The organism is Nocardioidaceae bacterium SCSIO 66511, from assembly GCA_023100825.1.
Classification (GTDB): Bacteria; Actinomycetota; Actinomycetes; order Propionibacteriales; family Nocardioidaceae; genus Solicola.
The window spans coordinates 3005964-3026197 of record CP095846.1; the positions used below are offsets into that span (position 1 = coordinate 3005964).

Genomic DNA, 20234 nt, shown 5'->3' on the forward strand with positions numbered 1-20234 from the left:
ATGGCCAGCACCGAAGAGATCCGCTCCGACCTCGCAGAGATCGTCAACGAGGTCGCCGGAGTACCGGCCGACGACGTCGCGCTCGACAAGTCGTTCACCGACGACCTCGACGTCGACTCCCTGTCGATGGTGGAGGTTGTCGTCGCCGCCGAGGAGAAGTTCAGCGTGACCATCCCCGACGACGACGTCAAGAACCTGAAGACCGTCGGCGACGCTGTCGCCTATATCGAGCGCGCCCAGGGCGCCTGACGACCCGTTCACCGTCCGATGCGGCGTAAGGAGACACGACCTACATGACTCGCACCAAAGTCGTCGTCACAGGGCTCGGTACGACGAACCCGCTCGGCGGTGACGTCGCGTCGACGTGGGACGCCATGCTCGCAGGGCGATCCGGCGTGCGCCGGGTGGAGGCCGATTGGGCCGACCAGATCCCAGTGAAGATCGCCGGCACCGCTGCGGTCGAGCCGACGGAAGTGCTCGAGCGGGTGAAGGCGCGTCGCCTCGATCGCTCGTCGCAGTTCGCGCTCGTCGCCGCGATGGAGGCGTGGGCCGACGCCGGCCTCGACCAGGACGCTCCCGACCCGGAGCGTACGGGCGTCGCCGTGCCGTCGGGCATCGGTGGTGTCCAGACGCTGCTCAGCAACTACGACGCGCTGAAGGAGAAGGGCTACCGCCGCGTCTCGCCCCTGGCGGTACCGATGCTGATGCCGAATGCGCCGGCGGCCAACATCAGCTTGTACGCCAATGCGAAGGGGCCGGTCCAGTGCCCGGTCTCGGCATGCGCATCCGGTAACGAGGGCATCGCGCTCGGCGTCGACCAGATCCGACTCGGCAGGGCCGACGTCGTCCTGGTCGGCGGCACCGAGGCGGCGATCCATCCGCTGCCGATGGCGGCGTTCGGCCAGATGATGGCACTCAGCAAGCGGGAGGGCGATCCGACGCTGGTGTCTCGGCCGTGGGACGTCGACCGCGACGGGTTCGTGCTCGGTGAAGGTGCAGGCGTACTCGTCATCGAGTCCGAGGAGCATGCGCGCGCTCGCGGCGCGCGCGTGTACGCCGAGGTGCTCGGTGCCGGCATCACCGATGATTCGCACGACATCGCGCAGCCCGACCCCGACGGTGCGGGGGGTTCGCGCGCTATGCGGGCTGCCTTGCGCGAGTCCGACATCGGCCCGGAGCAGATCAAGCACATCAACGCTCATGCGACGTCGACGCCGCTCGGTGACGTCGCCGAAGTGAAGATGGTCCACTCGGTACTGGGCAAGCACGCCGACGACCTCGTCGTGACGAGCACCAAGTCGATGAGCGGACATCTGCTCGGCGGAGCGGGGGCGCTCGAGTCGATCGCGACCGTACTCGCGATTCGTGATCGCAAAGCGCCGCCGACGATCAACCTCGATGATGTCGATCCCGAAGTCGACATCGACATCGCAACCTCGGCACGCGATCTGCCCGCTGGCGACTTCGCCGCGCTGAACAACTCGTTCGGCTTCGGCGGGGCCAACGTCGCAATCGCTTTCGCGACCGTGTGAAGCGCGCCGGGTCAGGCTCTGCGGGTCTGGCCCGGCACCACCGTGTGGGACGCCACATCGGCTGAACCCATACGTGAGCGCGCCGCACTTGGACCGCTCGGTGATAATGAGGGGGACCATCCGACGTACGAGCGGCGAAGGGGGCGCGTGTGAACCTCGATCCGGGATCCAACGACGGTGCACGCAATCGACTCCTCCTGAAGCTCCTCGGCGGGCTCGTGGTCACGGGAATCCTCATCGGCCTGGTCGTCGGCGTACTCGGCACGACCGTTCTGAAGTCGATGGGTTTGAAGGACCAACCCGCGCCATCGCCCGCACCGAGCGAGAAGACCACTGAGATCATCGACGGCGGCGACGAGTCCGACGAGCCGGAGCCCGACGATGACGAGGGCAACGAGACGGACGAGCCCGACGACTCAGAGACGACGAGCGCGCGACCGAAGTCAGTGCTTCGCGCGACACCCAACCCGGCCGAACCCGGCGAGGAGATCACTCTGTCGGGCAAGCTGGCGAAGGCACACAACGGCGTACTACAGGTTCAGCGACGCGAAGGCGGTACCTGGAGCGACTTCCCGGTCACGGCGAATCTGAACTCGAACGGCACGTTCTCGACGTACATCCTCACCAGTCGCACCGGCACCGCAGCGTTCCGACTCCTACACGAACCGACCGGGCGCAGCACCCCGATCGTCAAGATCACGATCGGCTGACTCCCGGCTAGCGAGACGTACGCCGCCGGCGCGCCCGCGCCGCGAAGGCGTCGAGCGCGGCAATGACCTCGGGGCTCTGCCACAGTCGATTGCGCGCACGGTGCTCGGACGCGGTCAACGCACCGACCTCGACCAGCTTCTCGATCGCACCTTGGGCAGCGACGTCGGAGATGTGTAGTTCACGACGTACGACTTCGTTGTTGATGACCGGGTGGTGCAGCACGAGGTCCACGACGCGCCAGACCGACGCGTCACGTCGCGCGCGAAGCCGATCCGACCAAGCGGCCCGAATCTCGTCGAGCGACTCGACCAGTTCCCGCCCATTGTCGATTGCCGCCAACGACGCTCGCACGACCTCGCCGACGATCGGCGCCGGATCACCGGCCCGATACTCGGTCAGGGCTCGGAAGTACGCGTCAGTGTCGGTCAGCAGGCCGGCGGAGACCGGGATGGTCGCGCGCTCTGTAACGCCCTTGCTCCGCAACATGGCCTGCAGTAGTGCGCGTCCGGTACGGCCGTTGCCGTCGGTGAACGGATGGATGGTTTCGAACTGCGCGTGCGCAAGAGCAGCGTGTGCGAGGGCGGGAACGTCGTCGCGACCGATGAAGTCGACAAGATCAGTGATGGCCGCGACGACCCGGCTTTGGTGGGGCGGAACGAAGTCGGCCAGGTGAGGGCCGGCGCCAGTGCCGCCGATCCAGACCTGCTGCGCTCGCCAGCGGCCCGCATGCGCGGGGTCCGAGTCATCGAGGAGAGTCCGGTGCATCCGCAGGATCGAGTCACCGTCGAGCCGATCCGCCATAGCGACGGCCGCACGCATCACGGACACATTTCGCGCTACCAGGCGCGCGTTGCCACTCGCCCGCTCCCCTAGCTCGGCCATTGCCAGCTGGCGGGCTCCAACCGTTATCTGCTCGATCTGTGATGAGGACGATGACTCGCTACGCAGCAGAATCGAGGCCATCGGCCCGATCTCGGAACCGGTCCCGTCGCGATCGAGCTTCGCACTGACGTACGCGTCGAACCTCGCTATCGCGACGCGAGCATCCTCGGCCTCGGCCAGCAAAGACGCGGGCAATGCCACCTGCACCTTGCTCAGCCGCGGCACCACCGCAGCGTCGTACGGGCCAAGGTGTGCGTTGCGTTGCGTACGCGACAAGGTGGCGCGCTCATCGAGTCGCCACGGATGGCGCTCGTAGCCGATTTCTGGCCAGCCGGTGCTGCGATCCTTTGCCACAGAGCCAGGCTACCAAAGGCTAGCCATTGATCCTTCGGTAAGCGAGCGGCAGCACGAAGGCTTGACCGCCGTCAGCCGACCTGGTGTAGCCACCGGACCGGGGCACCCTCGCCCGCATGACGGAAGGGCTCCAACTCGTCGTCCCAGGCGCGACCGAGCAGCTTGTCGAGTTCGAGCTCGAGAGTCGACTCGCCGAGCGAGGCACGCACCATGGCGGCTTTGAGGCGGTCCTCCGGGATCATCATGTCGCCGTGCATACCGGTGACCGCATGGAACACCCCGAGGCTCGGCGTGTACGAGTAGCGGGCGCCCTCTGAGCCACCGACACCGTCCTCGGTCACCTCGAACCGCACCTGCTGCCACCCGCGCAGGGCAGACGCGATCTTCGCGGCCGAGCCCGAGCTCCCTTGCCAGGACAGCTCGCAGCGGTACGTACCTTGCTCCGCCGGTTGTGGGGTCCAATCCGGGTTCGGGGGTACGCCGAGTACGCCAGCGACGGCCCACTCGACATGCGGGCACAACGCTGACGTCGCGGAATGGACGTACAAGACGCCTCTCGTTGTGGACACCGTTGCCTCCTTGTAGACGACGATCGCCTTCCCCAGCGTCTTCGTCACCCGGAGTCTCGGGTCCGCGACCATTGTGCACTACCCAACACGAGTTGACCAAGCAGCCCGGCCGTATCGGCCTGCGTGGCATGATCGGACACGGGCTAGACGACCGAGGAGGACCGTATGCACGTCGCCATCGCCGGAGGACACGGCCAGATCGCGCTGCACCTGGAACGTGAGCTCGCCGCGGCAGGCCACACGTCCACGGCAATCATCCGCAACCCCGATCACGCCGACGACGTACGCGCCGCCGGGGCGGAGCCGGTCGTACTCGACCTCGAGAAGGCGACTGCAACCGAGCTCGCCGAGGCGATCAACGGTGCGGACGCCGTCGTGTTCGCCGCGGGCGCCGGACCGGGCAGCGGAAGCGACCGCAAGGCGACGATGGACCGTGACGGCGCACTGCTGCTGATCGCCGCCGCCCAGCTCACCGCGACGATGCGCTACGTGATGATCTCGGCGATGAACGCGGACGCAGGCGACCCCGACTCCGACGACGTGTTCCAGGTCTACCTCGCCGCCAAGGGTGCCGCCGATGCCGCGTTGAGAGAGAGCGAACTGGACTGGACGGTTGTGCGTCCCGGTCGTCTCACCAACGATCCGGCCACCGGCAGGGTCAAACTTGCCGACTCCGTTTCGCCCGGTGAGGTCACGCGAGCTGACGTCGCTCGCGTGATCGCCCGTACGCTCGTCGAGTCGGGCACGATCGGCACGACCTTCGAGGTCGTCGGCGGTGAGACACCGATCGAGGATGCCGTGCGAGCGGTCGGCTAGCCCTCGTGCCCTAGGGTTCGACCGGCGCGGCGTCCTGATCGGGCGTCGGGTCGTCGGGCGGCGACTCCTCCTCCGCAGCTTCGCCGTCTTTGGCCGCTCCGTCATCAGTCGGCTCCGCTTCGAGCTCGATCGTCTCGTTCAGGTAGCGCAGCATCTCGGCGACGACGGCGACGACGGGTACGGCGAGAAATGCGCCGACGATGCCGAACAACGTGCTGCCGAGGGCGACCGAGAGCAGGATGACGCCCGCATGCAGCCGCATGCTTCGGCCCTGCAGCCACGGCGACAAGATGTTGCCCTCGAGCTGCTGCACGCCGAGCACGATCGCGAGCACGATCAGAGCACCGCCGATCCCGTTCGAGACCAGCGCGATCAGTACGGCCAGTGCTCCGAAGACGAACGCTCCGACGATCGGGATGAAACCGCCGAAGAAGGTCATGATCGCGAGCGGGACGGCGAGCGGAACTCCGACCAGGACCAACCCGATGCCGATGAAGACCGCGTCGACGAAGCTCACGATGGCCTGCGTACGGATGAAGCCGCCGAGCGTCCACCAGCAGCGCAGCAGGACGATGTCGATGTGACCGCCGGCCTTGTCGCCTGCGACTCGGCGTAGCCAGGGCAGGAACTTCGAGCCGTCCTTGACGAAGAAGAACGTCAACACCAGAACGAGCGCGGCGCCGACGATGAAGTTCGTGACCGCGCCGACTCCGGTCAGCGCACCGGACGCGATGGTGCTGGCGCTCTGGGTCAGTTGATCTTGCGCGGCCGAGATCGCCGTACTGATCTGCTCATCGGAGACCTTGAGCGGGCCGTCGATCAACCAGTCCTCGACCTTGGTCAGGCCTTGGCTCGCATCCTTTGCGATGTCGCCGACCTGATCGGCCACCGACGGCGCAATCGCCCAGAGCACTCCCCCGACGATCGCGAATCCGCCCAGGATGACGGTCATTGCGGCGAGCGCGGCCGGGAACTTCGCCTTGTCTCGCAGGAGCCTGGCCGGCGGTGCGAGCACCGTTGTGACGATCAGCGCGATCGCGACGGGCAGCACGATCGTCCAGAGCCGCCCAATGAGCCACACCAGCAGGTACGCGGCGATCGCGATGAGGATCCAACGCATGCTCCATCGGGCGAGCCACGAGATGCCCCGCCCGATCACGGTCTCGCGTTGACCGAAGCGGCCTTCGAACTGCTGCGTCATCTACCCGGCTCTCCCTGAGCATGGTCGGAGGTGTCCGGGCACAGTATGCCGTGCTCAGGTCTCCCGGTACGCGCGCGACGCGGCACTGATCCGCAGCATGATGTCGCGGACCTTGGCGAGCTCGTCGGCACCGACCGACGAAGCGACGGCGTTGGCCCACGCATGTTGGTCCCTGGCCAGTTTGCCGAGCGTACGACGACCGTCGTCGGTCGGCTCGACGAGTTTGGCGCGTTTGTGACGTGGGTTGTCGACGTATTGCGCCCAACCCTGCTCGACCAGGCGATCGGCGACGCGCTGGACGCTCTGGCGAGCGAGACCGAGCCCGACTCGACGCGCGATCTCTGCGACCGGGAGCGGCTCGTCGAGGGTCGCACCGAGCACCTGCCACCACGCCGGAGTCAAACCGGCGGGTTTCGCGATGTCCTCCGCGGCGGCGAGGAACTCACCGTTCAGCTCGAAGACCGGCAGCACGAGCTCGGTCAGCGCATCGCCGGCAGGCGTACGACTCACTCGGCGGCACCGATGAGTTGGTCGAAGTACCTGCGCGCTCCGGTGGTGTAGAGGCCGTACCAAGCGTCGATGATCTCTGCTGGAAACAGCTCGAGACGTACGAAGATCGCCCGGGCGAAGTCGACCGGGAAGACCGCCGGCGCGGTGATCAACGCACCGTCGGTGACGACCTTCTCTTCGACGTACCGGCTCGCACCTTCGTACCCATCTACCCCGTCGAGGAAGTCGGCTGCGTTGCTGGTGTGCGCGCGCCCATTGAGCAGGCCGCTTCGAGCCAAGCCGAGCGTCGCACCACAGATCGCCGCAACCGGCGTACCTGCCTCGAGGAGCCGACCCGCGAGACCGAGCGCAGCGTCGTGACCCTCGCCCCAAGTGTCGGCGCCCGGCAGGATCAGCATCGCGATGTCGGCCTCGTCGAGCGCGTCGATCGTCGTATCTGGCCGGACCTTCAGGCCGCCCTTCGTCGTGACCGTCTCGGCATCGCCCTCGCAGGCAGTGACCAGCTGGAACCTTCCGGGCATCTCCTCTTCGGCCATCGCCAGACCGGCGGTCACGTACGAGTACTCCCAGTCGGCCATCGTCTCGGTCAGGTACAGCACAACGTTCTGCATCGCTCACTCCTTTGACAGTGTGCTGTCATACTACTGAATGACAGCACACTGTCAAAGTGACCTCGTCAGGCGGCGCTGAACGACCCCGTGTCGACCTTCACGTCGGCGCCCTTGGCGCTGTCCGGAGCCCTGAAGCCACCGCAGCCGGCGCGACGGCCGACCTTGTGCAGACCCTTGCGGTCACCACCGCCCCACTTCGCCTTGCGGTGCCGGGTGTAGCGGTACATGAGCTGCTTCTTCGACGGTACGTGCCACAGACCCATCGCATGGCCGAGCTCGTGCATCAACAGCTGACCGCGAGTGCCGTACTTACCGTTGGCGCCGAAGCCCTTCGGGTAGTTGTATCGGTACTTCCCGTTGACGATCACGAAGCCGGTGCGCATCTCGCCATAGCGCGCGCCGCGACGGTGCCACCACTGGCCGCCGCCCCAGGCAGCGTTGCCGGAGAAGTTGCGCTTCTTCGGGGTCGTCCAGGCGATCACCAGGTCGGTCTTGCCGCGGTACTTGTTCGCGCCGTTCTTGGGTACGACCTTCGTTCGGCCGAGGTACTTGAACTTCAGGCCGCTGGCCCCGTGTACGCGCTTGATCGCCTTACGTACGTCCTTGATCGCGCCCTTACGCGGCGACTTACGCGGGTTGATCTTGTAATGGATCGTGCGACACGGGTTCCATCGCGCAATGTACTTGTAGCCGAAGTGCTTCGACATGAACGCGTACTTTCGGCTTCGTTCTGCATCGCTCGGCGCGCTGGCGTCGTCGGCGTTCGAGGCGACGAGGGTCGCACCAGACAACGCCAGCGCCAATGGCACGGCGACAGCGATGCGACGGATTCTGCCCTTCATTCAGTCCACCTTCTGGTCTGAGACATAGCGGGCCGATCGTACTGACCGGAGGGGTCGGCCCGATCATGCCCGTAGCGCGAGATACGGCGACAGCGCGAGCAGAGTCGCGACGAGTGCGATCTTCAGGGTGCGGGTGGGAAGCTTGCGGGCGAGGCGCCAGCCGACGAGGACTCCGGCGAGCTCGGGTATACCGATCAGTGCCGCCAGCGCCCAGTCGATCGAGCCGTTCGTCGCGTACGCGACCGTGCCCGTACTCGCGATGACGATCGACTGCGCCTGAGCGGCAGCGAGCGACTCGAGCAGCGGCACACCGAGCACGACCAGCAGAGGAACTGTCAGCATCGGACCCCCGATGCCGACGATCCCAGCCAGGACGGCGACCCCCACGCCAAGGATTGCGACGACGTACGTCGACGGATGACGATGCGGCACGTGCGCATGTCGTTGATCGCGGTAGACGACCAGCCCGGCGACTCCGGCGACGATGACGCCGAGCACGACACCGAACGTGCGCTCCGAGACGTGTGCGTTGATCAGTACGCCGACCGGCGTACCGACCAAGGCGGTTCCGGCCAGCGTCCAGGCAGTACGCCGAGTGTCCGGGTCGCGAAGCTGCCCCGATCGGGTGAAGGCGGCCGTCGCGACGACACCGGTCGCGATGTGCGTGACGATCGAGGTGCCTGCGACCTCGGCGGGCGACAACCCTGTCAGCGCGAAGAGTCCGATCGTCGGCAGTACGCCGCCCGGGCCGACTGCCGTGATGCCGACCCCTCCGACGAACCCGATCACGGCCAGCAGAATCAATACCACCGTCCGAACGTACGCGAGGCGCTGATAGGAATGGGACGGTGCCTGCGAAGGAAGCAACCATGTCGCGATCGGTGCTCGTCGTCGTCAACGACGAGGGAAGCCCGCTCCGTCGGTTCGAGCCCTGGCTGACCGAACTCGGAGGGCACGTCACCTTCGTGAGCGGCGCCGAGGTGCCGGCCACCACCGACGGGTACGACGGGATCATCCTGCTCGGCGGCAGCTTCATGCCCGATGACTATGAGCGGGCGCCGTGGCTCCATCGCGAACGCGCGTTGACGGCGAACGCAGTCGAAACAGGTACGCCGCTCCTGGGCATCTGCCTGGGCGCGCAGCTCCTCGCCCAGGTCTCCGGCGGCGTGGTGAAGGCATCGTTCGGCGCCCCGGAATGGGGCTCAACGGCCATCAAGATCCTTCCCGCAGCAGCACAGGACCCGATCTTCGCCGGACTACCGGAGACCATCGCGATGATCGAGCATCACCGCGATCGCATCACCGAGCTACCACCTGACGCCGTGCATCTCGCGTCCTCAGAGGCGTGCCCGATCCAGGCGTTCCGGGTCGGCCCCGCCGCATGGGGTGTCCAGTTCCACCCCGAGCAGTACGCCGCGCGCGTACGCACCTGGGACTCGACTCGCCTTGCCAGTGAGGGCATCGACCTCGAAGAGCTCGCCGAAACGGCGGCCGCGAACGAGCCGGAGGCCGAGAAGGCCGCCTGGGCATTGCTCTCCGCATGGGTCGCTGTGCTCTAGTGCAGGGCGTTAGCGGTTCATCCGCAACAGTTGGACGCCTGCGGCGATACTGTGGTGACGCCCTCAAGATCGGGCTGCGCGTCGGCGAGTACGACGTAGTTCTCCCAGGACTGGCCGTCGGGGCCAGTGACCCAGTGCTTCGACTGACGCGCGTAGCAACACTCGACGTCGCCTTCGGTGCGTAGCGACAGGCCGGCAGCCTCCAGACGGTCTGCTTCGGAGACGATCTCGTCCATCGACTCGCGTTCGATGCCGAGGTGGTTCAGGGTCGCCGTCTCCCCGCCCTCGAAGAGCACGAGCTTGAGCGGCGGCTCGGCGATCGCGAAGTTCGCGTACCCGGGCCGGCGCTTGGCGGGCTCCGTACCGAACAGGACCGAGTAGAACTCGATCGCCTTGTCGATGTCGTCGACGTTGAGAGCGAGCTGCAAGCGGGACATGGGTCATCTCCTTGGGTTGAGGTACAAGTACTGACGTTCGGGCTAGGCGCAGCAGTTGACCTGGGCTGCGGGACGGGCCGATTGCACGGGGCCACACCGGAATGCACATTGGGCGCGACGGATCAGGCCGCTCACCCGCGTCCGGACGGGGTCCTCACGCGCCCCCGAGATCACGTGCCGACTACGCACGCTTCGACGAAGCTCCTGCTCTCGTATGCGGGATAGGTCTTCCAGAATTCGGTAGGGCAACATCACAAACCATCCAAGTTTTTCGACATTCATAGAATAAGTGGTTTTTGATATATGTCAAACAACTTGGCAGACTGAGAGAGTGCCGAAGCCGCTCCCGCTCCTCACCGACGCCGGCCCGGTGTGCTGCGCCCCCTTGGGATCGTCCGACTCACGACTGACCATCGAAGCGGCGACCGAGGTCGCCGTTCGGCTCAAGGCGCTCGCCGACCCGGTGCGGTTGCGTCTGGTCGACCACCTGGCCGCACGACCTGGCCTCGAAGACAGCGCAAGCAGTCTTTCGGCGGTCGTCGGGCTCGCCGACTCGACAACGAACCACCATCTCAAGCAACTGCTCAACGCCGGCGTGGTCAGCAAGCGTCGCGACGGCATGAACGTGCACTACCGCCTCACGCCCGCATCACTGAGCGCGATCGCCGGCGTCCTGAACGCCACCTGCTGCTAGCAGGAAACGATCGCGAACATCGCCTCGCAGTCCGACGATGGCCGAAGCACCGGCGGCGTACGCGACGAGTGGGGGCACGACGTACGCGGCGTCGGCGGCGACCCCGCGCAGTGTGTTGGATGCGAAGGAACGCTGGAACTCGAGCCCGAGGTAGACCAGACCTGGGTGCGTTGCAGAGATTCCACCGGCATGGAGTGGCAGTCCGTTCTCGTCGAGCGCTCCCAGGTCGCGAAGGTATCCGAGGCTCGGTCGATAACCGGTCGCGAGGATGACGGTGTCGACCTGCTCAGGCGTGCCGTCCGACCAGACAACGCCGTCGTCTTCAAACCGCTGGAACATCGCCCGTCGTTGCAGCACTCCCGAGGCGTACGCGGCGCCGTACACACCGTCGTCGGACACCAGTGGGCCGGGTACGAGTCGGGCGAGCCACTCGGGCGGCAATTGGTCGAAGCCGGTGGTTTCGGTCCAGTAATGGACATCCTTCCCCGCATGGACCTGCGGTAGAAACCGAACTGGCTCGAGGGTCGCGAGCGTGACGTCGGCGTACTCGATCAGCTCGTGCGCAACCTGGACTGCCGAGTTGCCGCCGCCCACCACGAGAACACGCCGCCCGGCGTACTTCGTCGGCTCACGATATGCGGCGACGTGCAGCACCTCGCCGGCAAATCGCTCGCGCCCCGGAATCGGCGGCTCGTACGGGTTCGAGAACGAACCCGACGCGGCCACGATGCCGCTGGCCGACAGTGCGTCCCCGTGCGCAGGGTGTACGACGAACCCGGGACCATCCGACTCAACGCGCTCGACTCGCGTACCGGTACGAATCTCGAGGTCGAGCGATGCTGCGTACCGCTCCAGATAGGTGACAACCTCGTCGCGATGGGGGTAATGCTCAGGGTCTCCGGGGAACGCGACTCCGTCGAGCGCGCTGTACTGCGCAGGCGAGAAGACAGTAAGGCTGTCGTAGTAATCGGGCCAGGAGCCGACCGGTCGGGCACCAGCCTCGAGAACGAGGGGCTGCATACCGGCGGCGCGAACCTGGCGGGCTGCGGCGAGGCCGGACTGGCCGCCGCCGACGATGACGATGGGTGCATTCATGAATCGAAACATATCGTCATTTCGTAATATGATCAAATGACGATCCGAGCTACCATGAACCCATGACGGAGACCGGAGTCGAGCTGGCGGAGTCGACCAACGACTTCCTGAAGGCACTCGCGAGCCCCGCGCGTCAGCAGGTGATGTTCCTGTTCGCAGGCGGTGCGGAACTGTCGGTCGGCGATGTCGCAGATCGAGCCGGAATCGGTCAGTCGACAGCGTCGCAACAACTTGCGATGCTTCGACGCGGACATATCCTCACCTCGCGACGCGAGGGCAAGACTGTCTACTATCGCGCCGACGCGCAGGGCACTGCCGCCGTACTCAACAACCTGCAGGCCTACCTGCAGTCGTGCTGCTGAGCAGTTAGGTCCGGGCGCTGAGCACCGCAGCCAGTGCGTCGAGGCGCTCCGGTACGAGCGAGTAGAACGCCCATACACCGCGCTGTTTCCGGTCGAGCAAGCCAGCGCTGACGAGCACCTTGAGATGGTGCGAAACCGTCGGCTGACTCAGGCCCACCGGCTCGTTCAAATCGCAGGCACAGGCCTCGCCGCCCTCGTGTGAGGCAATGATCGACAGCAGTCGCAGCCGTGCCGGATCGGCAACGGCCTTGAACGTACGCGCGAGGTCGACGGCCTCGTCAGCGGCAATCGGAGTTGCCGTGAGGGACGTCGCGCACGCGTCCGCCGCACTGGAGATCTCGATGTCGATCGCAGCCATTGGGCCAGTATGCACCATCATATTGACAGTCGTCGATGTCTCCGCGATCCTGAACACATCGATGTTCATCAATCTCGTGAGGACCGCTGCCGATGACCGACGCCGTGGACGCTGAACGTCCGCAGACCGACGTCCTTGCACGCCTTTCCCGTCTCGACCGACTTCTGCCCGTCTGGATCATCGCTGCAATGGCGCTCGGGCTGGTGCTCGGCAGCGCCGTCCCAAGCCTCGACGATGCGTTGAACGCGATCACGATCGGCTCGGTCAGTCTGCCGATCGCGATCGGGCTGCTGTTGATGATGTATCCAGTGCTGGCAAAGGTTCGCTACTGCGAGACAGCACGTGTAACCGGCGACCGTCGGCTGCTCGTCGCATCGTTGGTGTTGAACTGGCTGGTCGGGCCTGCACTGATGTTTTCGCTCGCATGGCTACTCTTACCCGACCTGCCCGAGTACCGCACCGGTCTGGTGATCGTCGGCCTCGCGCGGTGCATTGCGATGGTATTGATCTGGAACGACCTGGCGTGTGGTGACCGCGAAGCCGCGGCAGTACTGGTGGCGATCAACTCGGTCTTCCAGATCGTTGCGTTCGCCGCACTCGGGTGGTTCTACCTGCAGGTCCTGCCGGATTGGCTCGGGCTCTCCACGACCAGCGTCGACTTCTCCATGGGCGCGATCGGCCTCAGCGTGGTGGTGTTCCTTGGCATCCCGTTGCTCGCCGGCTACCTCACCCGCACGATCGGTGAACGCAGCCGCAGTCGTGAGTGGTACGAAGACCGATTCCTGCCACGGATCGGCCCAGTAGCGTTGTATGGCCTGCTATTCACCATCGTCATGCTGTTCGCACTGCAAGGTGACGCCATCACCCATCAGCCCCTCGACGTCGTACGCATCGCACTGCCGCTGCTGGCGTACTTCGTCGTGATGTTCGCCGGGTCGTGGGCACTAGGCGCCCGGCTGCGGCTCGGCTACGAGAAGACGACGACCCTGGCGTTCACGGCAGCCGGAAACAACTTCGAGCTGGCCATCGCAGTCGCCATCGGCACCTTCGGCGTCACCTCGGGCGAGGCGCTTGCCGGAGTCGTCGGTCCGCTCATCGAAGTGCCCGTCCTGGTCGCACTCGTCTACGTCGCGCTGTGGTTGCGCAACCGCGACACCTCCATGACCACAATGGAGAGGATCAATCGTGTCCATGACGCCTGAAGTCCTGTTCATCTGCGTCCACAACGCCGGTCGCTCCCAGATGGCTGCCGCGCTGCTCGACCACCACGCACACGGACGAGTCCACGTACGGTCGGCCGGCTCGCAGCCCGCCAACGAGCTCAACCCCGCCGTCGTCGAAGCGATGTCGGAATGGGCGTCGACATCTCCAAGGAGTTCCCGAAACCTCTCACCGATGAACTGGTACGTGAAGCCGACGTCGTCATCACCATGGGCTGCGGCGACGCGTGCCCCATCTACCCCGGCAAGAAGTACCTCGACTGGCAGTTGGACGACCCAGCGGAAAAGTCCATCGATGACGTCCGCTCGATCCGCGATGAGATCGAAATACGCGTCCAGCACCTCATTGAAGAACTGACAGCCGCGCCGTAGGCGAAGCGTCCCACCTACTCGATCGAAACGAGGCCCGGGCTCGTGACTACTTGCCCTTGAACGCGTCCTTCACCTTGTCGGCCGCCTGCTTGAGGTTGCCCTTGGCTTGCTCGGCCTTGCCCTCGGCCTGCCATTGCTCGTTGCCGGTGACGTCACCGGCCTTCTCCTTGGCCTGCCCCTTGAGTTCTTCGGCCTTGTGCTCTGCCTTGTCGCGCTTGTCGTCAGACATGTCAATCCTTGAAGGGTCCCGAGTTCGTAACCCTCACGTTGTTTGTGCGACCAGTCGGCCGTCACACCCGGATACCGTCAACGGTAACCCCGTTGGGTCGTTCGGACACGGTCTCGCGCGTCCGACCTCGCTGCGACCGGGACTCGACGGCGGATCCTCGAGTCAGGACGTCGCTTCGCCTGCCGGACACAGGACAGTCACCAGCTCGCCGATCCCGTCCAAGAGCGTGGTGATACCCCGGCTTCGTGCCGCGGTCCGGGTGTATGCCAGTTGGATGTCCAGGCCCCAGGTGGGTAAGGAGAGTGGCAACTGGCTCAAGCGCCCGGCCACCAGGCTCTGCGCGACAGCGAACTCGGGCATGACCGCAACGAGGTCGCTGCTGGCAATCGTGTCCAGGGCCGCAGCGGGTAGGCCGGTCAGCTGCACAGGCTGGGTACGAGGCGGGTCGGCGTGGCCGAACATGTGGGCGAGCGCTTCTGCCTCGGCGGCCCATCGATACACGACGACCGCAGTGTCACGCAAATCGTCGACCGTGATCGAGCGCTGCTCGCTCAACGGATGATCCGGTCGGCATACCAGGACCATTTCTGACCGGCAGACGTTCACCGATTCGAGCCGCGCAGGCAGAACGGTGTTGATGGTCAAGGCAACGTCGACGGTCCCGTCCAATAGGAAACCGAGCGCCTCGACACTGTGCGCGACCCGGCAATGCGCCGTGATCGACGCCCGACTCAGCACGTCAAGGACCGGCGCAAAGGCGACGGCCGCGAGGCTCGCCGGCGCGGCAACGATCACGCGATCGTGCATCGGCGCAGCTACCGAGTGATGCGCTTCCTGCAACGTAGTCAGGCACCTGCGAGCGTACGGAACGAGCCGCTCGCCGGCCGCGGTCAGGGTCGATCCTCGGGTACTCCGGGTGAACAGACCGGTTCCGAACTTGCGCTCCAACGCGGTCATGCGGGCAGAGATCGAAGGTGTTGCCTGTCGCAGCTCGGCCGCGGCCGCACCCATACTCCCGCAGCGAGCGACCGCAAGGAAAGCGATGAGATCCGCCGTCTCCACACGCTCGTCGGTGCTGGGCTCGATGGTCACAGGCGCAGCCTAACGCGCGATGGAGCCAACGAGGGTCTACCGCCGCACACCGATCCTCACGAGACTGGCGTGGTCCACCAGCAATCACAGGAGTGACAAAACATGCACATCCACAGCCGCGTCACCAGATGCCTGGCCGTGCTGGCAGGTGCAACATTCATAGCAGCGACTTCCGCCTGTTCCGCAGTCGTCACCGAGGATGACGAGAGCGCAGCCTCTGCCTCCGGATTGCCGGACGAGATCGCTCAGCGAGGCAAGATGGTCATCGCCACGGGCGCCTCAACCGTGCCGACACACTTCCTACGCGACGGCAAGCTCGTCGGGTTCAACGTCGACATCGCCGACGAGCTGTCCGAACGTCTCGATGTCGAGGTCGAGCTCGAGCAAGTTCCCTTCGACAGCGTGCTGGCCGGAATCGCGTCGAAACGGTTCGACACCTCGCTCTACAACTTCAGTGACAGCGCGGACCGGCGCGAGGTGGTCGATTTCGTCGACTACGCGGCCTCAGGTTCAGTCGTGGTGGTGCGCAAGGGTGAGGCCGGTGACATCGGTCCCGACCCCCAAACTCTTTGCGGGCACTCGGTCGCCGTCACCGCCGGAGGGTACGAATACCAAGCGCTGTCGGAGTACAACCCCAAGTGTGAGGCGGCCGGTAACGACCCGATCGCCATGCAGACGTTCGACAGCGACTCGACCCAACAACAGGCGCTGCTCAGCGGTCGCGCCGACGCCTTGGTCGACGGCCTGACCGCGACGCCCTACATGGTGGCTCACAACAGCGACAAGTTCGAGCTGCTCGGCAAACTTCCGATCGCCGGTGACCCGCTCGGTATGCCTGTCGCGAAGGGCCAGGAGGACCTGGTCAATGTATTGAAGGCGACCTGGGAAGACATGCTCGCCGACGGCACGTACGAAAAGATCGCCGCGCGGTGGGACGAGGAAGCGCTCATTCCGACCGAGATCACGGTGAACGACGGCAACGGGCTGGGCGAATCGTGAGCGTTCCTTCTCGGACCGTAGATCTGTCCGACACCTCGAGCCCGGGTTCCGAAGGCCCTGGCGGTGCACTCGACATCGCTCGTCGACGGCACGTCGGCCGATGGGTGGTCGGAGCGATCGTCCTTGTCTTCGCCGCCGATCTGGTGTTCTCTGCTGCGACCAATCCGAACTTGCCGTGGGATACGGCGGCTGACTACTGCTTCGACGGGCGGATCATCCGCGGACTCGGAGTGACCCTCGCGATGACAGTCATCGCGACTCTGCTCGGAACGCTGCTCGCTCTGGTGCTCGCGACGATGACGCTGTCGCGCAACCCCGTGCTCGTTGCCGTCGCTCGGCTCTACATCACGGTCTTCCGTTCAGTGCCGACCGTGGTGCAGATGCTGTTCTGGTACTACCTGGCCGCCGTCCTGCCGACACTGTCCATCGGGATGCCCTTCGGTCCGGACCTCGTCTCGTTCTATACCAACGAACTGATCACCAAGTTCGTCGCAGCGATGCTCGGTCTGGCTCTCGGTGAGGCTGCGTTCCTCGCGGAGTACTTCCGGGCAGGCTACTCGGCCGTGCCCCGCGGCCAGATCGAGGCTGCGCAGGCGTGCGGTTTGACGCCGATGCGCACCTTTCGACGCGTCGTTCTGCCGCAGGCTACGCGGATCGTCCTGCCGTCCTACGGAAACCAGATCATCATCACGCTCAAGAACACATCCGTCCTGTTCGTCATCGGCGCCGGCGACATGATGACCGAAGCGCAACTGATCTACTCCCAGAACTTCCAGCAGATCGCCCTCCTCATGGTCGTCATCACGTGGTACCTCATCGTCGTCACGCTACTGACGTTCGGCCAACGTCGGCTGGAGGCCCGCTACTCCCGCGGGTACGCCACGCCGACGTCAGCGACCGCGCGAGGGCACGCCGTTCGATCCGACACCGCTGCGGAGGAGTCCCGATGAGTGAGAACCCGGACATGGTCGTCCGAGCCGTCGGCGTCCACAAGACGTTCGCGGGAGGGGTCCAGGCGTTACGAGGCGTCGACTTCGACGTCCGCCGCGGTGCTGTCGCGTGCATCCTTGGACCGTCGGGGTCCGGTAAGAGCACGCTACTGCGCTGCATCAACCGGCTCGAGTCACCGACTCGCGGGCACATCGAGGTCGACGGTAAGCCAATGGGATTCGCCCGCCGCGACGGGCGTCCGCGCGAGATCGGCGGCCGCCAGCTCGCCATTCAGCGACGCAGTACGGGAATGGTGTTCCAACAATTCCACCTCTGGCAGCACATGACCGTGGCCGAGAACGTCATGGAGGCACAGCTCGGCTGTGGCACCGACAAGGCCGCCGCTCGAAAGCGCGCCCTCGAGTTACTCGACCGGGTCGGGCTGGCCGACAAGGAGGGCGCCTACCCCGGCCACATCTCAGGAGGCCAACAGCAGCGCGTGGCAATCGCCCGTGCGCTGTCCACCAGCCCTCGGGTCATTCTGTTCGACGAGCCGACGTCCGCCCTCGACCCGGAGCTGGTGGGTGAGGTCCTCACCGTGATGCGCTCCTTGGCTGAGGACGGCGTGACCATGATCGTGGTCACGCACGAGATCGACTTCGCTGCCGACGTCGCCACCGACGTGCACTTCATGGCCGACGGCATTTTGTGCGAGAGCGGACCGCCGAGCCAGATTCTCCATGAGCCGAAGCACGAAAGAACCGCAGCCTTCCTCGCGCAGGTCGACCGTTCGGGCCCCTCAACCTCCTCTGCAGCTGAAAGGACACAACCATGACCGCTCCCAGCCTGGAGAGGTGGACGATCGAGGATTCTCGGGCCCGCCTCTGCAAGCGATGGTCCGTGTACGGCCCAGACGTCATTGACTGCACGGTGGCCGAGATGGACTTCGCGATCGCGCCGCCGGTGCTGGAAGCGATCCGCAGCACCGTCGAACGCCAGTCGTTCGGCTATCCACAGCCCGATGACGTCAGCGACCTCCCGGGGGTCGCGGCCGAATGGCTGTCGGACACAGGTCTCCACGTTCGTCCCGAGCAGGTGCGTTTGATGGGTGACGTCATCAAAAGCATGGTGTTGGCGCTGCGTCACCTGAGCGCACCGGACACCCCCGTCGCCTTGATCACGCCGACCTACAGCCGGTTTCACGACGCAGTCGCCGCAGCCGGGCGTACGCCCGTCGAGGTACCGATGCAGCGAGGAGCCACGGCATACCGGATCGACCTTGACCTTCTCGGCCGCGCTCTGCACGACGGCGCCGGGGTCGTCCTGCTCTGCAACCCGAGCAATCCGACCGGTCGGGCGTACACGCGAAACGAACTCGTCGCTCTAGCAGAGCTTGTCGACCGGCATGGCGCCGCACTGATCAGCGACGAAATCCACGCACCGTTACATTTCGAGGAGTTCACGCCGTACGCAAGCGTCGACGAGGTCGCGGCCGGACACTCCCTCACGTTGACCAGCGCGACCAAGGCGTGGAATATCCCCGGGCTGCGGTGCAGTATGGCGGTGTTGACCGACCCGCGCCACCTGGAGTCCTGGGATCTCCTCCCCCGTGCTGCCAAAGGAGGTATCTCGCCGCTCGGCGTGCAGGCCACGATCGCCGCCCTGCGTGATGGCCAGGAGTGGCTGGACCAGATCCGAACGATTCTTGACGTCAACCGTCGCCTGATCGTCGACGCCTTCGACTCGGCGGGCCTGCCCGGGCTCGTCCACCTTCCGCAGGCGACCTACCTTGCATGGATCGACCTCAATCGCCTCGGCTTATCGGACCCCACGTCACTACTGCGCGAAGATGCCAAGGTAGCCACGACCCCGGGCGTCGAGCACGGCGCCGGTGGCGAGGGTTTCGTCCGATTCAATTTCGCCAGCCCCACCGAGCTCATCGATGAGGCCATTCAGAAGGTGATCCACACCGTGAAGCGCTATTCGACAACGAGCGCACATCTACCCGACCATGATTGACAGCCACGCCGGCGGCCTCGATGCGCCAGCCTGGGTTGAACGCTGGGACCGTCAGCAGAGTCGATACGTCCCCAACCGAGACTCGACCATACGGCTGATGTTCGACCTCGTCGATGACCTCGAAGCCACACCGGGACAGCTCGTCGACTTGGGATGCGGGCCAGGGACACTATTGAATCGGGCCCGGCAACGGTGGCCCCACGCGCAACTGGCCGGGATCGACCTCGACCCGGTCCTCTTACGACTCGCAAGAAGCACACTCGGCGGCACGGCGCAGCTGATCGAGAGCGACCTACGCCGTGCCAACGACGTCGACCTCGCGCCGGCGTCCGTCGACACTGTCGTCTCGATGACTGCCCTGCATTGGCTCTCCGAGGAGGACCTCCCGCAGTTGTCCCAATGGCTTGCTGCCGTTGTACGGCGTGGCGGGGTCTTCGTCGACTACGACACGATGGAGCTCGCCCCGACAGTGCCGCGGCTAAAACAGGCAGCACATGCCCTCCGGGCGCGGCTGCGAGACGACGCACTCGACGAGCCCGACTCCGAAAGCTGGGATCAGTGGTGGAACGCGCTGCGCCTCGAGCCAGCGCTGGCAGCCGAGTTCGCAGAGCGTACGCGCCGTTTCGCCTTTCGCCAGACCGCGAATGCGGGTTTGAGTCTGGAGAGCCTCCGAACCGCGCTACTCGAGGCGGGCTTCGCCGAAGTCGCGCCTCTGAGCCAAGTAGCAGACCGGCACCTGCTCGTCGCAGTTCGATAACACCCTTCTCCGCACGAGGCTCTAGTACGCGCACAAGCGGCCTGTGGGCATGGCCAGGGGTGTCTGACTCCTGACCGGCGCAT

General features: G+C 65.5%; 25 protein-coding genes and 1 pseudogene. 14 read left to right on the top strand and 12 right to left on the bottom strand.

Features of this window, described 5'->3' with window-relative positions; translation table 11 throughout:
* From MU582_14095 to MU582_14105, 3 genes are all read left to right on the top strand, one after another.
* A complete protein-coding gene (locus MU582_14095; GenBank protein ID UPK73565.1) occupies window positions 1–249 on the top strand; it encodes an acyl carrier protein in 249 nt (82 codons plus the stop codon).
* Window positions 250–293: 44 nt separating this feature from the next.
* Entirely contained in the window at window positions 294–1532 is a 1239-nt protein-coding gene (gene fabF, locus MU582_14100; GenBank protein UPK73566.1) for a beta-ketoacyl-ACP synthase II, read from the top strand.
* A gap of 149 nt (window positions 1533–1681) precedes the next feature.
* Window positions 1682–2242: a hypothetical protein gene (locus MU582_14105; protein ID UPK73567.1), complete on the top strand. Its 561-nt coding sequence runs from the start codon at window positions 1682–1684 to the stop codon at window positions 2240–2242.
* Between the two features lie 7 nt (window positions 2243–2249).
* On the opposite strand, the gene MU582_14110 is transcribed toward MU582_14105, so the two are convergent.
* Together MU582_14110 and MU582_14115 are read right to left on the bottom strand one after the other, a co-directional pair.
* Window positions 2250–3479: a Fic family protein gene (locus MU582_14110; protein UPK73568.1), complete on the bottom strand. Its 1230-nt coding sequence runs from the start codon at window positions 3477–3479 to the stop codon at window positions 2250–2252.
* Window positions 3480–3550: 71 nt separating this feature from the next.
* A complete protein-coding gene (locus MU582_14115) occupies window positions 3551–4048 on the bottom strand; it encodes a DUF3145 domain-containing protein (protein UPK73569.1) in 498 nt (165 codons plus the stop codon).
* Between the two features lie 165 nt (window positions 4049–4213).
* Between MU582_14115 and MU582_14120 the strand changes: the two genes are divergently transcribed.
* On the top strand, window positions 4214–4864 hold the full coding sequence (locus MU582_14120) for an SDR family oxidoreductase (GenBank protein ID UPK73570.1): 651 nt from the start codon (window positions 4214–4216) through the stop codon (window positions 4862–4864).
* A gap of 10 nt (window positions 4865–4874) precedes the next feature.
* Here the strand turns inward: MU582_14120 and MU582_14125 are convergent, their stop codons facing one another.
* The 5 genes from MU582_14125 to MU582_14145 all read right to left on the bottom strand — a co-directional run bounded on the left by MU582_14125 (window position 4875) and on the right by MU582_14145 (window position 8838).
* The gene (locus tag MU582_14125) at window positions 4875–6065 is read right to left on the bottom strand and encodes an AI-2E family transporter (GenBank protein ID UPK73571.1); all 1191 of its coding nucleotides are present in this window, start codon (window positions 6063–6065) and stop codon (window positions 4875–4877) included.
* Between the two features lie 54 nt (window positions 6066–6119).
* Entirely contained in the window at window positions 6120–6575 is a 456-nt protein-coding gene (locus MU582_14130; protein UPK73572.1) for a MarR family transcriptional regulator, read from the bottom strand.
* A complete protein-coding gene (locus MU582_14135) occupies window positions 6572–7186 on the bottom strand; it encodes a DJ-1/PfpI family protein (protein ID UPK73573.1) in 615 nt (204 codons plus the stop codon). The genes MU582_14130 and MU582_14135 overlap by 4 nt, the downstream gene beginning before the upstream one ends.
* Window positions 7187–7251: 65 nt before the next feature.
* Window positions 7252–8028 (bottom strand): matrixin family metalloprotease, encoded by a 777-nt coding sequence (locus MU582_14140; GenBank protein UPK73574.1) that lies wholly within the window; start codon window positions 8026–8028, stop codon window positions 7252–7254.
* A gap of 63 nt (window positions 8029–8091) precedes the next feature.
* Window positions 8092–8838, bottom strand: a complete 747-nt coding sequence (locus MU582_14145) for a sulfite exporter TauE/SafE family protein (protein UPK73575.1) — start codon at window positions 8836–8838, stop codon at window positions 8092–8094.
* A 59-nt stretch (window positions 8839–8897) separates the two neighbouring features.
* Here MU582_14145 and MU582_14150 point away from each other — a divergent pair, with 59 nt between their 5' ends.
* Window positions 8898–9587 (top strand): type 1 glutamine amidotransferase, encoded by a 690-nt coding sequence (locus MU582_14150; GenBank protein UPK73576.1) that lies wholly within the window; start codon window positions 8898–8900, stop codon window positions 9585–9587.
* A gap of 17 nt (window positions 9588–9604) precedes the next feature.
* Here MU582_14150 and MU582_14155 read toward each other — a convergent pair whose 3' ends face one another.
* Window positions 9605–10024, bottom strand: coding sequence for a VOC family protein (locus tag MU582_14155; protein ID UPK73577.1), 420 nt, complete (start codon window positions 10022–10024; stop codon window positions 9605–9607).
* A gap of 331 nt (window positions 10025–10355) precedes the next feature.
* Here MU582_14155 and MU582_14160 point away from each other — a divergent pair, with 331 nt between their 5' ends.
* Entirely contained in the window at window positions 10356–10718 is a 363-nt protein-coding gene (locus tag MU582_14160) for a metalloregulator ArsR/SmtB family transcription factor (protein ID UPK73578.1), read from the top strand.
* Here MU582_14160 and MU582_14165 read toward each other — a convergent pair.
* Entirely contained in the window at window positions 10674–11813 is a 1140-nt protein-coding gene (locus MU582_14165) for an NAD(P)/FAD-dependent oxidoreductase (protein UPK73579.1), read from the bottom strand. The two genes, MU582_14160 and MU582_14165, sit on opposite strands and share 45 nt — an antisense overlap.
* A gap of 62 nt (window positions 11814–11875) precedes the next feature.
* Here MU582_14165 and MU582_14170 point away from each other — a divergent pair, with 62 nt between their 5' ends.
* Window positions 11876–12175, top strand: a complete 300-nt coding sequence (locus MU582_14170) for a metalloregulator ArsR/SmtB family transcription factor (protein UPK73580.1) — start codon at window positions 11876–11878, stop codon at window positions 12173–12175.
* A 4-nt stretch (window positions 12176–12179) separates the two neighbouring features.
* On the opposite strand, the gene MU582_14175 is transcribed toward MU582_14170, so the two are convergent.
* Window positions 12180–12533: a metalloregulator ArsR/SmtB family transcription factor gene (locus MU582_14175; protein UPK73581.1), complete on the bottom strand. Its 354-nt coding sequence runs from the start codon at window positions 12531–12533 to the stop codon at window positions 12180–12182.
* Between the two features lie 92 nt (window positions 12534–12625).
* Between MU582_14175 and arsB the strand changes: the two genes are divergently transcribed.
* Complete coding sequence (gene arsB / locus MU582_14180) at window positions 12626–13735, top strand: ACR3 family arsenite efflux transporter (protein UPK73582.1); 1110 nt, start codon at window positions 12626–12628, stop codon at window positions 13733–13735.
* Window positions 13725–14125 (top strand): annotated as a pseudogene (locus MU582_14185) (arsenate reductase ArsC). The gene arsB and the pseudogene MU582_14185 overlap by 11 nt, the downstream one beginning before the upstream one ends.
* A 46-nt stretch (window positions 14126–14171) precedes the next feature.
* Here MU582_14185 and MU582_14190 read toward each other — a convergent pair.
* Window positions 14172–14354 carry a CsbD family protein gene (locus MU582_14190; GenBank protein ID UPK73583.1) on the bottom strand — a complete coding sequence of 61 codons (183 nt, stop codon included), beginning with the start codon at window positions 14352–14354 and terminating at the stop codon, window positions 14172–14174.
* Between the two features lie 162 nt (window positions 14355–14516).
* Complete coding sequence (locus MU582_14195; protein ID UPK73584.1) at window positions 14517–15446, bottom strand: LysR family transcriptional regulator; 930 nt, start codon at window positions 15444–15446, stop codon at window positions 14517–14519.
* Between the two features lie 258 nt (window positions 15447–15704).
* Here MU582_14195 and MU582_14200 point away from each other — a divergent pair, with 258 nt between their 5' ends.
* The 5 genes from MU582_14200 to MU582_14220 all read left to right on the top strand — a co-directional run bounded on the left by MU582_14200 (window position 15705) and on the right by MU582_14220 (window position 20151).
* Window positions 15705–16445: an ABC transporter substrate-binding protein gene (locus MU582_14200; GenBank protein ID UPK73585.1), complete on the top strand. Its 741-nt coding sequence runs from the start codon at window positions 15705–15707 to the stop codon at window positions 16443–16445.
* Window positions 16442–17395 (top strand): amino acid ABC transporter permease, encoded by a 954-nt coding sequence (locus MU582_14205; protein ID UPK73586.1) that lies wholly within the window; start codon window positions 16442–16444, stop codon window positions 17393–17395. The genes MU582_14200 and MU582_14205 overlap by 4 nt, the downstream gene beginning before the upstream one ends.
* Window positions 17396–17409: 14 nt before the next feature.
* Window positions 17410–18210, top strand: coding sequence for an amino acid ABC transporter ATP-binding protein (locus tag MU582_14210; GenBank protein UPK77176.1), 801 nt, complete (start codon window positions 17410–17412; stop codon window positions 18208–18210).
* Entirely contained in the window at window positions 18207–19394 is a 1188-nt protein-coding gene (locus tag MU582_14215) for an aminotransferase class I/II-fold pyridoxal phosphate-dependent enzyme (protein ID UPK73587.1), read from the top strand. The genes MU582_14210 and MU582_14215 overlap by 4 nt, the downstream gene beginning before the upstream one ends.
* 97 nt (window positions 19395–19491) lie before the next feature.
* Window positions 19492–20151, top strand: coding sequence for a class I SAM-dependent methyltransferase (locus tag MU582_14220; protein UPK73588.1), 660 nt, complete (start codon window positions 19492–19494; stop codon window positions 20149–20151).
* Window positions 20152–20234 lie beyond the last annotated feature (83 nt).